The sequence below is a fragment of the Streptomyces achromogenes genome, assembly GCF_030816715.1.
Classification (GTDB): Bacteria; Actinomycetota; Actinomycetes; order Streptomycetales; family Streptomycetaceae; genus Streptomyces; species Streptomyces achromogenes_A.
In genome coordinates, this window is the sequence record NZ_JAUSYH010000001.1 from 3,888,062 (window position 1) to 3,902,027 (window position 13,966).

Genomic DNA, 13,966 nt, shown 5'->3' on the forward strand with positions numbered 1-13,966 from the left:
TCCGGTGATCTTGACGTCCGTCGGAGGGGCCGCGCAACGGCCCTGTGCCGGGGACTTGCGACAGTGCCCCCGGGCGGATCACCGATGGCCGTTCAGTGGAACTGCCCTACCTCGTAGTCGCCGGCAGGCTGCTGGGCGATGATGTTCAGCCGGTTCGCCGTGTTCGTGAAGGAGACCAGGAGCACCAGGGCGGTGAGCTGCTCCTCGTCGTAGTGCTGCGCGGCACGCGCCCAGACCTCGTCGCTGACCCCGCCGGCCGCGTCCGCGACCCGGGTGCCCTGCTCCGCCAGCTCCAGCGCGGCACGCTCGGCCTCGGTGAAGACCGTGGCCTCCCGCCACGCCGTCACCAGGTGCAGCCGCGCCATGGTCTCACCGGCCGCGGCTGCCTCCTTGGTGTGCATGTCGATACAGACGGCGCAGCCGTTGATCTGGCTCACGCGCAGCGCCACGAGCTCCTGTGTGACGGCCGGCAGCGGCGACTCCTTGAGCGTCCTGCCCGCCGACATGAGGTGCTTGAGGGCCTTGGCGGCGGTCGGGTAGGCGAAGTAGTTCAGTCGCGCGTCCATTGCGTTCTCCTCCGTGCTCGGTTCTCTTCCGTGCTCATCGGTGGCTACGCCCCTGGGACGAGACAGCCCAACGCCCTGTGACACCGACGTGTGTGATCCACGTCTCCCCGGACTCGGGTGTTCGGGGATGGCACAGGCGGGGTGCTGTCTCGTCCCAGGGGGAGCAGGCAATCCTGGAACAAGGAGCTGATGACGAACTCCAGCGCGGCTCCGGTGGCGCGGTCCCGCCAGCGACAACCTGAGAGTTCAGGCCGGTGACGTGGTGCGCGGCGCGCGGCGCGTACGGCCGCGTCCGACACCGACGACATGGCTCGACGTCCTGCCGTCCCGCTGCCGGCGCTCCGCATCGCGCCCTCACGTCGGGCCCGCGTCGGGACGGGAGAGGGTGGCCATGGCCCGGATTCGAACCGGGGTTTCCGCGTAGGGGCGAACCCCCGTGCGACGTCCTGGGCCGCTGAACGACTCATGGCCGGGGGAATCGTACTGACGCACGGCCTGGCGAGCCCACCTCTTTTCAGACAGAGCGGCCGTTGTCGGCTGTCCGGCTGTCCGCATGTCTCCGCCGAGCGCACAGGGGGCCGCCGAGCGCCCTGGCGAACCTTCAGGAAGGCACCGCGTACAACAAAGACTCGCCAGCTCGTCTTGATACGGAGTCTCAAGTAGAGGTAGAGTCCCTCTCAAGTACTTCGTTTCGAACGAAAGTGTTGACATGAGCAAGATCTGGTTCATCACCGGTTCCTCGCGCGGCTTCGGCCGCCAGTTCACCCAGGCCGCCCTGGAGCGCGGCGACAAGGTCGCCGCCACCGCCCGCAACACCGACTCCCTCGCGGACCTGGTCGCCACGTACGGCGACGCGATGCTGCCGCTGACCCTGGACGTCACCGACAAGGCGGCCGCCACCGAGGCCGTGCAGCGTGCGCACGACCACTTCGGACGCCTGGACGTGATCGTCAACAACGCCGGCTACGGACTGTTCGGCGCGGTCGAGGAGCTGACGGAGCAGCAGGTCCGCGACCAGATGGAGACCAACTTCCACGGTGCCCTGTGGGTCACCCAGGCCGCCCTGCCCCTCCTGCGCGAGCAGGGCAGCGGCCACATCGTGCAGATCTCCACCGTCGGCGGCGTCGTCTCCTTCCCCAACCTGGGCGGGTACAACGCCTCCAAGTGGGCCCTGGAGGGTCTTACCGAAGCGCTCGCAGGGGAGGTCGCCGGCTTCGGCGTCAAGGTCACCCTCGTCGAGCCCGGCGGCTTCGAGACCGACTGGGCCGGCTCCTCCGCCGTCTTCGCGGAGCAGCTGCCCGCCTACGACGAGCTGCGCGCGGCGGTCGCCGCGAGCTGGGGCGACGTCAAGTCCGGCGACCCGAACGCCGCAGGGGCGGCCCTGCTCAAGGTCGTGGACGCCGAGAACCCGCCCCTGCGCGTCTTCTTCGGCACCGCCCCGCATTACATCGTCCCGCAGGTCTACGCCGAGCGGCTGAAGACCTGGGAGGAGTGGGCCGACGTGTCCGCCCAGGCTCAGGGCGCCGCCGTATAACCACACGGCGACACCACCGGAACCCGCGGAGCACACCACCGGAGCGGCTCCTCGGCGTGGGTCACCTGAACCACCACGCCGGAGGTGCCGCGGCCCGGCCAGGCACCGGCACCGGCACCGGCACCGGCCCACCCTTCCGGTTTTCCCCCTACGCGGGCCCCGACAACGCCGCCGACGCGGCGCGCCTGGTGCGCGGTCCACGTGCGCGGGGCGTCATGCGGCTGAGTGCGGGGGAAGTCGTCGTCGAAGCCGACACGGTCACCCTCCCGGTCGGCGTCGACGGGGAGCACACCGTGCTGCCCTCACCCGTCGTTTGCCGCTGCACACCCGGGGCGCTGCGGGTCCGCGTGCCACGCCGTCGCCCCGGCGCGCCCGCCGCGTCGGTCACCGCCGGCTCCGGAGAGCCGCGACCGGCCACCGACGCCCGTGCCACGCCGCGGCGCGCGACGGCCGAACCGGCCTGGGCCTCGGACGCAGGGTGCCGAACACCGGCCCCGGGCACCGGACACCGGACACCGGACAGGACGAGATCCGCCGCGTCCGCCGCGTGGCGCCGTTCCTTCTCCACTCGATCCCCCGTCCCCCGTCCCCCGTCCCCCGCCCCCGTGGCCTGTCCCCCGTCCCCCGTGGCGCCCGTCGTGCACGTCTCGTGTCTCCCGTGGCCGACCGCCGAGGGTGGCTGCCGGCTCGCACCCGGGCCCGGCGGACGACGTCCCGCCCCGTACGGCTACTTGAGTTCGGCGGCGGTGTAGTAGCCCCCCGCGACCAGCACGTAGTTGTAGTTGCTCTTGTCGACGCTGGTCGGTTGCAGCAGGTAGGCGGACACGGCCTTCACGCCGTTCTTGTAGCCCAGCCTGTTGTTCACCTTCGGCGTCTTGCCGGTGAGGATGTCGTTGGCCATGTCGGCCGCCGCCGAGGCGAGTTGGCGGACGTCCTTGTACACGGTCTGCGACTGCTCGCCCGCGATGATCGACTTGATCGACGCCAGTTCGGCGTCCTGACCGGTGATGACCGGCAGCGGCTTGCTGTTGGAGCCGTAGCCGTCCGCCTTCAGCGCGTTCAGGACGCCGATGGAGATGCCGTCGTACGGCGACAGGACCGCGTCGACCTTCTTGCTCCCGTACGAGTCGGCGAGGACTTCGTTCATGCGCTTGCGCGCGGTGGGGCCGTCCCAGCGCAGGGTGGTGACGTCCTTGAGCGCGGTCTGGCCGGACTGGACGATCAACTGCTTGTTGTCCAGGTACGGCTGCAGAAGGTGCATCGCGCCCTCGAAGAAGTACTGGGTGTTGTTGTCGTCGGGAGAACCGGCGAAAATCTCGATGTTGAACGGTCCCTTTCCGTCCTCCAGGCCGAGCTTGTCGATGATGTAAAGCGCCTGCAGCCGGCCGACCTGCTCGTTGTCGAAGGAGACGTAGTAGTCGACGTTGGCGGTGCCGAGGATGAGCCGGTCGTAGGAGATCACCGGTATTTTCGCGGCGGCGGCCTCCTCGAGCACGCCGTTCAGCGACTTGTTGTCGATGGCCGCGATGATCAGGGCGTCCACGCCCTGCTTGATCAGGGCCTGGATCTGGGAGACCTGCGTCTTCGGGTTGTCCTGCCCGTAGACCAGCTGGGTCTGGTAGCCGTAGCCCTTCAGGTCCTTGACGACGCTCTTGCCGTCGGTCAGCCAGCGCTCGGAGGCCTGGGTCGGCATCGCGATGCCGATGGTGCCGCCCTTGGTCTTGTCCCCGCTGCTGCTGGTCTCGCCGCAGGCGGACAGGGAGAGGGAGAGGGAGGCGACTCCCGTCATGGCGGCGAGGAAGGCTCTTCGGTTGCGCATGGCGATCGTTCCTAGTTTCTCGTCGTTGAGGGGGGTGAGTGACGGAGTGTCAGCCGTCGGTGGGGAGGAATGCGGTGGGTCGGCGGGCCGCCGAGGAGGCCTCGGCGAGCGGGTCGCGCGCGGGCCGGACGCGCCGCACCCGCACCCGCTCCCGCACCCGCTCCCGCTCCCGCTGGGTGTGCGGGAGCGGGTTGCAGGGCGGGGGCGCCGCACGGGCGGGCGCCCGGCGCGCGCCCGGCCCGGCTCGACGGCGGGCGGAACTGCTTCGGGTGGCACGGTGCGGCGCGGGCGAGGTGCTCGGCGTCCTCGTGGGCGCACGCGGCCGCCGAGGTCGTCGGGGATCGTGGTGCGCCGGATCCGACAGCCGTGGACGGCCGGCGGATCTCGCAGGAACCGGCCGAAGGGCATGAGAGGCGCGAGGAGCGCGAGGAGCACGAGGAGCACGAACGGAGAGGGGGGCGCGGGGGGCGGACCGCCCAGGGGGTCGCCCGGGGCGGATTTCGGACGCCCCGGTGGTCCGCAGATCACCGAAAGGGGCCCTCGCGTGGCCGCGCACGCGGATTTCGCCCGCTCCACTCACCGGTTTGCCGGTACGCACCTGTAAACACCTCAGGCTGTGCCACCGGTTTCCGGTCACGAGTGTGCTGACTCCGGTGGTGCGCAGGGCACTTGCCTCTCAACCGTTCGAAATTTCGTCACCTGGTCAGAATGCTGGCGCGACACTAAAAGGGGGTGCGCAAGGTGTCAACGGGGCGAACGAAAACGTTCTCCTAAGGTGTTTAAAATCGCTTTCGGGCGCCCCGAGAACTGGCGGAGGACGGGATTCCGGGGTCACGCTCCCGCCTGACCAGCAGTGGGCCTGTCACGCCGCCGCGCGACCGCGGCCCTGGCGACGCCGTCCCGCCGGAAGGCCCCGCCGTCCCGCCGGAAGGCCCCGCCCTCGCGCCGGAAAGCCCGCTGTCACGCCGGGAACACCTCGCGCATGACACGGGGCAGGCGGGCCGCCGCAGGGACGCCGAGCACCGCGACAGGAGTCACCCCCACGCGCACTGCTTGCCCTTGATACCCCCCAGGGGTATACAGGAGGCATGTCTCACGACGATGACGACGACCACGACGAGCCCCCCGAGCACGACCGGACCCACCGCCACGACCACTCCGGCGGGCACGAACAGGCCGGCGGGCACGTACAAGCCGGCCGGCCCGGGCACCACTCGCGACCCCGCGGCCATGCCTCCTGGGCCATGGCCGTGACGGCGACGCTGCACTGCCTGACCGGGTGCGCCGTCGGCGAGATCCTCGGCATGGTCATCGGCACCGCCCTCGGCTGGGGCAACGTGCCGACCATGGTCGTCGCGATCCTCCTCGCGTTCCTCTTCGGCTACTCCCTCACTCTGCTCTCGGTGCGCCGGGCGGGCCTGGACCTCCGGGCCGCCGTCAGGGTGGCGCTGGCCGCCGACACCGTCTCGATCGCCGTGATGGAGCTGGTCGACAACGCGATCGTCGCCTTCACACCGGGAGCGATGGACGCCCAGCTGTCGGACGGGCTGTTCTGGGCGGCCCTTCTCGGCGGCTTCGTGGCGGCCTTCCTGATCACGACGCCGGTGAACAAGTGGATGATCGCCCGCGGCAAGGGCCACGCCGTCGCCCACACCCACGCCCACGGCTGAGGCGGCCTCACCCGACCGGACCCGTGCGCGCCGTGAGCCGTTCGCCGGCTCGCCCCGCGCAGTGCAGCGCCAGGGTCACCGCGACCGACGCCAGGGCCATCGCCGTCATCGCCGTGGCCGGCGAGGTGAGTTGGGCCGCCGTGCCCGCAAGGGCCGCGCCCACGCCCTGCATGGTGAGCATCCCGGACGAGTGCAGCCCCAGGGCGTGACCGCTGAGTTCGGGCGGGGTGAGCGCCATCAGCCTTTCCTGCTGGACCAGGCTCGCGCCGAAGCCGACGGAGGCGAGGGCGGCGCAGGCGGCGGCCAGCGGCAGAGCCGGATGCAGGGCGAACAGGGCGTAGGGCGCGGCCAGCAGGAGCAGCAGCGGGGTCGCCAGCCGGGTGCGCGCCGCCGCCGGGACCAGCCTGCCGATCGTCACGTCGCCGACCAGCATTCCCAGCGCGGCGCAGGCGAACAGCGTGCCCGCCGCGCCCGGGGCGTACGGCACGAACAGGGCCTCGCAGCCGACGACCAGGCCGTTGGGCAGCCACAGCCCCAGGTAGGTGAGGCGGCGGGGGCGGGAGGACCACAGGACGGCGTTGGTGCGCCGGGTCGCGGCGGCGGAGGGGCGTCCGGCGGCGCGCGGCGGGCGGGCGGTCAGCCCCAGCCGGGCGACCGCGGCGGCGACGGCGTACAGCAGGGCGGCGAGCAGCAGGGTCCGGGGTGCGGAGAGCGCCGCCACCAGCACGCCGCCGGCCGCGTATCCGGTGATCTGCATCAGCCCGTGCAGGATGTTGAACAGCGAACGCCCGGGCAGATAGCCGTCCTTGGTGAGGATCTCGTTCAGCAGTCCCCAGCGGACCCCGCCGCCGAGCGAGGCGATCAGCCCCTGCAGCAGGACGACGGCGAGGACGCCGAAGACGGGCAGGCCCGGGGCTGCCAGGACGCCGGTGGTGACGGCGAACCCGAGCGAGATCCCTGCCAGCGTCGCCCTCGGGGGCAGCCGGTCGGAACCGGAGAGGAGCAGGGTCGCGCCCAGCACCTGGGCGAGCGAGGGACCGAACATGCTCATCGCCGACAGCAGCGGCGAGTCGGTGGCCCGGTAGACCAGCGTGCCGAGGGCCAGCCCGCCCACCGTCGAGGCGGCGGTGTGCGCGGCGGAGGAGAGGAAGAGGGGAGTGAACTCGGGGGTGCGCAACAGCGGTCGGTATCGGGGCATGCGCGGAGTCTCGGACGGCGTCCAGCCGGCCGGTTATTGTTTCGCGGTCGTGCGAAACGTCATGCGCGAGATCGTGCGCAAGGTCGTCCGGGACGGAGGGGTCGCGTGGGCTGGTGGCAGGTGAACGCGGACACCCTGGCGGGCAGCCGGTTCGTGATCTCGCCGCTCACCGAGACCTTCGCGAGTCTGAAGCTGCTGCACGCGGGCGTGGGGCACCATCCCGGTGAGCGGGAGTGGCTGCGCGCCCACCTCCCCGGCTACCGGGCCGTGCTGGCCGCCGACCCGGTGACGGCGCTGCTGGTGCGGGCGGGGCTCGGGAGAAGCTGGATCGCCGACTTCCTGACGCCCACGCCGAGGGACGGCGAGAGCTTCGAGGAGGGCGTGGCCCGGGTGCGGTCGGCGGATCCGGCGGACGCCCGGGCGCATCTGCGGACGTCGCTGGCCGGGCCGCTGCCCGCCGCCCTGGGCCGGGACGACCTGCCGGAGCGGGCGGCCGCGCTGCTGGAACACGTGTGGGAGACGGACGTACGGCCGGACTGGGAGCGCCGCCGGCGCGTCCTGGAGGCGGACGTCGTCGCGCGGACGGCGCAGGTCAGCCGGGGCGGCTGGGCGACCGTGCTGGATTCCTTGCGGCCGGGGACGCGCTGGCTCGGCGAGAGCCGCTTCCAGGTGAACCCGCACGAGTATCCGCCCCGCGAGATCTCCGGGGCCGAGCTGCTGTTCGTGCCGGTCACACCGAAGGCCGGCTGGGTGTCGTGGGAGGGGCGGGAGCGGTACGCCGTCGTCTACCCGTGCACCGGCGTGCTCGCCGAGGACCGCCATGGCCGCGCCCGGTCGGCACCGGCCGCGCTCGGCGCGCTGCTGGGTCCGGGCCGCGCCGCGGTGCTGGTGCTGCTCGCCGGCCCGCTGAGCACCACCCAGCTGGTCGCCCTGACCGGCCAGGGCCTCGGCTCGGTGGGCCGCCACCTGCGCGTGCTGCTGGACGCCGGCCTGGTGCAGCGGCGGCGCGCGGGCCGTTCGGTGCTGTACTCGCGGACGGCTGCGGGAGACACCCTGGCGAAGGCGGCCGGAGCCGGGGGCGCTGCCCGGAGCTAGCGGCGGCGGGAGACACCTTTGGGGAGGCGGCCGGACGCGACGGGGCTGCCCGGCGCCGGCAGCTTAGGGAGACACCATGGCGGAGGCGGCCGAAGGCGACGGCGGTGCCCGGAGTTAGCATCCGAAGCATGACTACTGATGCCGGTACCACTCCCCTCGACGTCCAGATCGACGCGCTCACGGGCGGCTCCGCGGAGCTCTCGCAGTACACGGGCCAGGTCGTGCTGGTGGTGAACGTGGCTTCCAAGTGCGGTCTGACTCCGCAGTACAGCGGCCTGGAGCGGCTCCAGGAGCGGTACGCCGGGCAGGGCTTCACCGTCCTCGGCGTGCCCTGCAACCAGTTCCTCGGGCAGGAGCCCGGCAGCGCCGAGGAGATCGCGGAGTTCTGCTCGGCCACCTACGGCGTGAGCTTCCCGCTGACCGAGAAGGTCGAGGTCAACGGTGACGGCCGGCACCCGCTGTACGAGCGTCTCGTCGGGTTCGCGGACGGCGAGGGCCACACCGGCGACGTCCGCTGGAACTTCGAGAAGTTCCTGATCGGCCGGGACGGCTCCGTCGTCGCCCGGTTCTCCCCGCAGACCGAGCCGGAGGCCCCCGAGGTGGTCGCGGCGATCGAGAGCCGCCTGGGCTGAGCGGGCGGGCGGCCGGACCGCCCGGGCATGCGGCGGGCCCCCTCGGCTAGGACGGCGATCTGGACGAGAGGGCCCGTGGGTGGTTCTTCCGCAGTTGTGTCCGGTATCCGGCTGAGGGTCAGGAAGTCCTCCGCCCTACGCCTTGACCGACGCCACGAAGTCGCTCCACGCGTCGGCGGGGAAGACCAGGGTCGGGCCGTCCTGGACCTTGGAGTCGCGGACGAACAGGGCCTGTACGGCCGGCGACTTGACCTCGACGCACGCACCGTTGCCCGTGGAGTAGGAGGACTTGGTCCACGTGTGCGCGCTGCCCTGACGAATTGCCATTTTTGCTCCGGAGTGCAGTTGTTGAGTTGCTGTCTTCACGCCAACCTTGTTGCTTGATGGCGTGATCGACGCTACTCGCCAACATCGACTGACGAAGCGACTATTCACTCGACCGGATGACATATTCCAGTGGAAACTTCCACACCGGTGGGGTTAGCGCGTATCATGCGCCACTTCCCGCCGGACCTCACCGCACATAGCCCTTGGCGATGTCGGCGATGAACTGGCGGGACTGCTCCACGTTCAGCGCCTGCGCGCGCAGGTGCTCGTACATCACGCTGTACTTCTGCACGTCGTTCGGCTTCTCCAGATAGAGGTCGCTGGTGACGCCCTCGATGTAGACGACGCTGGAGTCGGCCGTGTCGGGGAACTCGAGGATGGCGTACTGGCCGTTGAGGCCCGGATGCGCACCCATCTCGAACGGGATCACCTGGACCGTGACATGCGGCAACTGGGACTGCTCGACGAGGTGTTCCAGCTGGTCCCGCATCAACTCGCGGCCGCCGACGACGCGCCGGAGCGCCGACTCGTCCATGACGCTCCACAGCCGCAGCGGGTTCTCGCCCGACGAGACCCGTTCCTGCCGCCGCACGCGCACCTGCACCCGCTTGTCGATCTCCGTCTGCGCGGTCTCCGGCAGCGCGCCCGAGATCAGCGCCTCCGCGTACTGACGGGTCTGCAGCAGCCCGGGCACCACCTGCGGGTCGTACACGCGCAGGCTCGCCGCGTCCGTCTCCAGACCGATGTAGACGCTGTACGGGACGTCGCCGAAGGCGTGCCACCAGCCCTGCTGGCGGGAGTCCTTGGCCATCTCCATCAGCGAGTCGACCATCCGCTGGTCCTCGACCTCGTAGACCCCGCACAGGTCACGGACGTCGCGCTGGCTGATGCTGCGCCGGCCGTTCTCCAGCCGGCTGATCTTCGACTGGGACACCAGCAGACGCTCGGCGACCTCTTCGGCGGTCATGCCCTTGAGCTCACGGAGCCGGCGCAGCTCCTGGCCCAACCGGCGTCGTCTGACGGTGGGATTGACATTGGACGCCACGGGACGTGCACCTCCGGCTGCGTGTCTGTCTCAAACACTTTGCGTATCTGCTGTTCAGCAGACTGCCACCAAGGCGCTTTCCACCGCTGGAAAACGGTGGATATGCGGCTGCTGCGCGCCAGTTCGGACGGGCCCCCGAAAGGTTTCCGACGGGCTCCCGGAGGGCTCCCGACGGGTTCCCGACACACGTCCGCGCGGGGCGGCAGATGCACCGCCCCGCGCGGGCCGCGTCGGCTCCCGAACGGGTCTCAGGTCTGACGGCTCAGAGGGCCACCACACGCGCCATGGGGTTGCGGTGCGGCTGCGCCGGAACACCACGGGCGGGTTCCGGAGCGGGCCTGGCTCCCGGTCCGGCCTGCCGGCCGGGGGGCGCCTGGTTGCGGCGCGGCTGTGCCGCCGCGCCGTTCTGGACGTCCATCACGGCGTGCGCCACGAGGCCGCCCATGGGGTCGTGCCTGATCAGGTCCCGCAACCGGGAGCGGGACGAACGTCCCTCGTTGCCCGGGTACAGGTGCTTGCCGAGGCCGACCGCGTGCGCCAGTGCGGCGAGCGCCGCGGTCCGCGGGTCCGGCGGCACGCCGGTGCGGATCGCGGAGTCCAGCCGGGCCTTGATCTCCCGGCTGATGTCGGTGTCCGTCGCCTGGTAGCGAGTCGTCGGCAGCACTCCGCACATCTGGCCCGCCACGGCATGCACCATGCCGCACCGCTCCAGATGCGAGAGGTAGATCTGGCGTAGCCCGAGACGCGGCCCGCCGATCCAGTGGACAGCCCGTACGGGAGCGCCACGCCTTCGCAGCAACTCCAACGCGCAGTCCAGCGTTGGGTCTCCAGTCGGCCGTGGGGACACCACGGCGATACGATCCCCGTCAGGGGCTATCCGCCCGGCCAGCGCCAGCTCCACTAGCTGTGCTCCGGCCAGACCAAGGTCGAGCGACTGCGGCTGTGCGGTGGTACCCGTGGTCGGGTCCAACGCCAGCAGAAGAAGCTCTTCCGGAATCGTTCTGCGGCTCCTGCCCATCCATGCCTCCCCGCGTGGATGAATGACAGGGTGACCCCTCTCACATTCATCTGTCGAGGGTGCGTGACCTGTTTGTAGTGGAACCAGTAGGTATGTCGTTCTCGTCTACCGCAGGAGCCAAGCGCTCTACACAGGACACTGGTACATGGTTCGGACAACGCCGTGAGGCGGGTCCGGGGCGGGCTGTTCACGGTTCGGCAGGCGCGCTGACGGCGTGCGGCACACGAGGAGGCATCGGTGGCGGGCGAGTCCCCCGACAGGTCGAAGCAGCGCGAGTCGTCGGCAGAACCGACGTCGGGGAGCGCGGGCACGGTTCCCGAGGCACGGGAATCTCGCGAGATCCGCGATCCGCGGGTCGCGGTGGCGCGGGACAGCGAGCCCTCGCCGGCCCGCGGCGGCGTGGACACGGCGACGCGGGTGTTCTCGGTACGGGATCTGAAGACCGAGGAGGCCGAGGAACCCGGGGCGGCGGAGACCGACGCCGAAGTCTCTGACACCGACGCCTCCGACGCCTCCGGGACCGACGCTTCCGAGGCCCCCGGGACCGGGTCCGCGGAGACCGAGCCGGCCGGGGAGCCCGAAGCGGAGGCGGAGCCCGAAGCGGAGCCGGAGGCTGCCGACGAGACCCCGGAAGCGGCGTCGGGCGACTCCGGGGACGCGAAGGACGCCGGGACGGCCGCAGCGGCCGAGGAGAGCGCCGACGACGGCGCCGGGGACGCCCCTGAGGGCGACGACGGGACCGGAGGCGTCTCCGGGGCCCCCGGTGAGGCTCCCGAGGGCGGCGAGGACCGTCTGCGGGCGGCCGTCGCCCAGTGGGTCGCCACGGCGGACGGGAAGAGCCCCGAGGACGCCCCCACGGCCGACTCGGCCCGCGAGGAAGCGGACGAACCCGCGGACGAACCCGCGGACGCGACCACGGATGCCGTCTCGGACGACGCCCCGGACGCCGACGCGGATGCCCGCTCGGACGACGCCCCGGACGCCGACGCGGATGCCCGCTCGGACGACGCCCCGGAGGTCGACGTGCGTGCGGGGAGCGCCGCCGCGAAGGCCGACGAGCGACCGGGCGCCGACGACCTCGATGCCACCGACGAGCCCGAGGACACGCGGCCCGAGAACGCGAACGAGTCGGCCGCGCCCGCCGCGGCGGAGGACGAGGCCGGGTCCGGCGCCGGACCGGCCGCCAAGCGCGCGCCGAAGTGGGCGTCGCACGCGGGCGAGCCCGAGAAGCCGGGGAAGACCGACGCCGAGCCCGAGGACGACGGGCCCCAGGACGCCAAGGCCGACCGCTCCCCCGTCGACCAGCCCACCGCCGTCTTCAAGACCCGCCGGCCCAAGCCCGCCGTCGACCAGCCGACCACCATGCTGAAGCTCGGCGACGTCAAGCCCCGGCCGGGCGGGGAGAAGGCCGACGCCGCCGACGCATCCGAGGCGACCGACACGGCCGACACCGCCGGGAAGTCCGGGAAGACCGACACCGCCGGGAAGACCGACAGGTCGGACGAGAAGCCCGCGGCGCCGGCCGAGCGGACGAGCAAGTTCGTCGCGCTCAAGCCGCTCGACGAGCCCCGCCCGCCGAAGCCCGCCGCGCAGACGCCCGCCGACGTCACCGCGTTCGTCCCGCAGGTCGGCCCCGAGCGGACCACGCAGCAGCCGCTGCCGCCGAAGCCGCCGCTGGACCTGCTGGCCGAGCTGACGAACACCCCGCCGCCCCCGCCGACCCCGCTGCGCACCCTCGGACGGCGGCTCAAGATCTGGACGCCGCTGGTCCTCCTGCTGGTCGTCGTGTTTGCGATCGTGCAGGCTGTGCGGCCGCTGCCGGCGACCGCGCTCACGCTGACCGCGAAGAGCTCGTACACCTTCGAGGGCGGCAGGACGCAGCTGCCCTGGCCGAACGAGGGGCAGGGCTGGATCGACGCCGACGGCGTCGGCACGATGGGCGCCTTCGGCAAGCAGACGCCCGTGGCCATCGGCTCGGTCGCCAAGACCATGACCGCGTACATCATCCTCAAGGACCACCCGATGAAGGCCGGGGAGGAAGGCCCGGAGATCGAGGTCGACGCGACGGCCGAGAAGGAGGGCGGCTACGACGTCACCCTCGGCGAGTCGACCCTCAACACCGTCAAGGCCGGCGACAAGCTCACCGAGAAGCAGGCCCTGTCGGCCGTCATCATCCCCTCCGCCAACAACATCGCGCGGCTGCTCGCGCGCTGGGACGCGGGTTCGGTGGAGGCGTTCGTGAAGAAGATGAACGCCACCGCCAAGGAGCTTGGCATGACGAACACGACGTACACCGACCCCTCGGGCCTGAAGGAGACCACCGTCTCCACGGCTGAGGACCAGGTGAAGCTCGGCCGCGCGTTCGTGGAGGTCCCGGCCCTGGTCGCCATCTCGAGCGCGGCCAGCTGGGACGACCCGTCCGGCAAGAACTGGCCCAACTACAACGAGCTGCCGTTCAGGATCGGCGCGATCGGCATCAAGACCGGCAGCACCAGCGCGGCCGGCGGCAACCTGCTGTTCGCCTCCCGCAAGAAGGTCGACGGGAAGTCGGTGACCCTCGTCGGCGCGATCCTCGGCCAGCACAAGCGCGAGATCCTCAAGACGGCCAACGTGGTCAGCCAGGCGGCGCTGCTCGCCGCCGAGGACGCGCTCACCTCGGCGAAGATCCTGAAGAAGGGCGACGTCGTCGGGTACGTGGACGACAAGCTCGGCGGCCACACGCCCGTCGTCATCACCCAGGACGTCTCGGCGGCCGGCTGGGCCGGTTTGACGGTGAAGCTGTCGTTCACCTCCGGTGAGGTGCCGCACACGGCCAAGGCCGGCACCCAGGTGGGCACGCTCACCGTCGGCGACGGCTCCAGCAGCGCGGTGAAGGTGCCGGTCGCCCTGCAGACGGACCTGGCCGAGCCGGGCTTCTCGGACAAGCTGACGCGCGTCGGCTGACCCGCGACGCCCGTCCGCACGCCTTCCGCACCCCGTCGGGCAGCCGCCCGGCGGGGTGCGTGCTAGCGTCGCGAAACGGGACAGGCCGCCGGCCGCAAGGGCGTAGCCGTGAAGCGGAC

At 71.5% G+C, this 13,966-nt stretch carries 11 protein-coding genes and 1 pseudogene; 5 read left to right on the forward strand and 7 right to left on the reverse strand.

Going from position 1 to position 13,966, the window contains the following annotated elements; translation table 11 throughout:
- Window positions 1-92 precede the first annotated feature (92 nt).
- Together QF032_RS17350 and QF032_RS17355 are read right to left on the reverse strand one after the other, a co-directional pair.
- Window positions 93-566 (reverse strand): carboxymuconolactone decarboxylase family protein, encoded by a 474-nt coding sequence (locus tag QF032_RS17350; protein WP_307043769.1) that lies wholly within the window; start codon window positions 564-566, stop codon window positions 93-95.
- A gap of 386 nt (window positions 567-952) precedes the next feature.
- Window positions 953-1,037 (reverse strand): annotated as a pseudogene (locus QF032_RS17355).
- A 238-nt stretch (window positions 1,038-1,275) separates the two neighbouring features.
- Between QF032_RS17355 and QF032_RS17360 the strand changes: the two are divergent.
- The gene (locus tag QF032_RS17360) at window positions 1,276-2,100 is read left to right on the forward strand and encodes an SDR family oxidoreductase (protein ID WP_307056468.1); all 825 of its coding nucleotides are present in this window, start codon (window positions 1,276-1,278) and stop codon (window positions 2,098-2,100) included.
- Window positions 2,101-2,827: 727 nt separating this feature from the next.
- Here the strand turns inward: QF032_RS17360 and chvE are convergent.
- A complete protein-coding gene (gene chvE / locus QF032_RS17370; RefSeq protein WP_307043771.1) occupies window positions 2,828-3,919 on the reverse strand; it encodes a multiple monosaccharide ABC transporter substrate-binding protein in 1,092 nt (363 codons plus the stop codon).
- 1,088 nt (window positions 3,920-5,007) lie between these two features.
- Between chvE and QF032_RS17375 the strand changes: the two genes are divergently transcribed.
- Window positions 5,008-5,589 carry a DUF4396 domain-containing protein gene (locus tag QF032_RS17375; protein ID WP_307056470.1) on the forward strand — a complete coding sequence of 194 codons (582 nt, stop codon included), beginning with the start codon at window positions 5,008-5,010 and terminating at the stop codon, window positions 5,587-5,589.
- Between the two features lie 7 nt (window positions 5,590-5,596).
- Here the strand turns inward: QF032_RS17375 and QF032_RS17380 are convergent, their stop codons facing one another.
- A complete protein-coding gene (locus QF032_RS17380; protein ID WP_307056473.1) occupies window positions 5,597-6,787 on the reverse strand; it encodes an MFS transporter in 1,191 nt (396 codons plus the stop codon).
- A 105-nt stretch (window positions 6,788-6,892) separates the two neighbouring features.
- Here QF032_RS17380 and QF032_RS17385 point away from each other — a divergent pair, with 105 nt between their 5' ends.
- Both QF032_RS17385 and QF032_RS17390 read left to right on the forward strand, forming a co-directional pair.
- Complete coding sequence (locus QF032_RS17385) at window positions 6,893-7,882, forward strand: ArsR/SmtB family transcription factor (RefSeq protein ID WP_307056474.1); 990 nt, start codon at window positions 6,893-6,895, stop codon at window positions 7,880-7,882.
- Between the two features lie 128 nt (window positions 7,883-8,010).
- Window positions 8,011-8,514 carry a glutathione peroxidase gene (locus QF032_RS17390; RefSeq protein WP_307056476.1) on the forward strand — a complete coding sequence of 168 codons (504 nt, stop codon included), beginning with the start codon at window positions 8,011-8,013 and terminating at the stop codon, window positions 8,512-8,514.
- Window positions 8,515-8,649: 135 nt separating this feature from the next.
- On the opposite strand, the gene QF032_RS17395 is transcribed toward QF032_RS17390, so the two are convergent.
- The 3 genes from QF032_RS17395 to QF032_RS17405 all read right to left on the reverse strand — a co-directional run bounded on the left by QF032_RS17395 (window position 8,650) and on the right by QF032_RS17405 (window position 10,904).
- Window positions 8,650-8,841: a DUF397 domain-containing protein gene (locus QF032_RS17395; protein WP_306951378.1), complete on the reverse strand. Its 192-nt coding sequence runs from the start codon at window positions 8,839-8,841 to the stop codon at window positions 8,650-8,652.
- Between the two features lie 187 nt (window positions 8,842-9,028).
- The gene (locus QF032_RS17400; RefSeq protein WP_306951376.1) at window positions 9,029-9,886 is read right to left on the reverse strand and encodes a helix-turn-helix domain-containing protein; all 858 of its coding nucleotides are present in this window, start codon (window positions 9,884-9,886) and stop codon (window positions 9,029-9,031) included.
- Window positions 9,887-10,148: 262 nt separating this feature from the next.
- Window positions 10,149-10,904 carry a GOLPH3/VPS74 family protein gene (locus QF032_RS17405; RefSeq protein ID WP_057578912.1) on the reverse strand — a complete coding sequence of 252 codons (756 nt, stop codon included), beginning with the start codon at window positions 10,902-10,904 and terminating at the stop codon, window positions 10,149-10,151.
- A 237-nt stretch (window positions 10,905-11,141) separates the two neighbouring features.
- On the opposite strand from QF032_RS17405, the gene QF032_RS17410 reads away from it, so the two are divergent.
- A complete protein-coding gene (locus QF032_RS17410; protein WP_307056478.1) occupies window positions 11,142-13,847 on the forward strand; it encodes a D-alanyl-D-alanine carboxypeptidase in 2,706 nt (901 codons plus the stop codon).
- Window positions 13,848-13,966 lie beyond the last annotated feature (119 nt).

Excerpts from the sequence above, each read along its gene's own strand:
- QF032_RS17350 (WP_307043769.1), bottom strand. The coding sequence starts at position 566 with ATGGACGCGCGACTGAACTACTTCGCCTACCCGACCGCCGCCAAGGCC.
- chvE (WP_307043771.1), bottom strand. The coding sequence starts at position 3,919 with ATGCGCAACCGAAGAGCCTTCCTCGCCGCCATGACGGGAGTCGCCTCC.
- QF032_RS17390 (WP_307056476.1), top strand. The coding sequence starts at position 8,011 with ATGACTACTGATGCCGGTACCACTCCCCTCGACGTCCAGATCGACGCG.
- QF032_RS17395 (WP_306951378.1), bottom strand. The coding sequence starts at position 8,841 with ATGGCAATTCGTCAGGGCAGCGCGCACACGTGGACCAAGTCCTCCTAC.
- QF032_RS17405 (WP_057578912.1), bottom strand. The coding sequence starts at position 10,904 with ATGGGCAGGAGCCGCAGAACGATTCCGGAAGAGCTTCTTCTGCTGGCG.
- QF032_RS17360 (WP_307056468.1), top strand. The coding sequence starts at position 1,276 with ATGAGCAAGATCTGGTTCATCACCGGTTCCTCGCGCGGCTTCGGCCGC.
- QF032_RS17380 (WP_307056473.1), bottom strand. The coding sequence starts at position 6,787 with ATGCCCCGATACCGACCGCTGTTGCGCACCCCCGAGTTCACTCCCCTC.
- QF032_RS17375 (WP_307056470.1), top strand. The coding sequence starts at position 5,008 with ATGTCTCACGACGATGACGACGACCACGACGAGCCCCCCGAGCACGAC.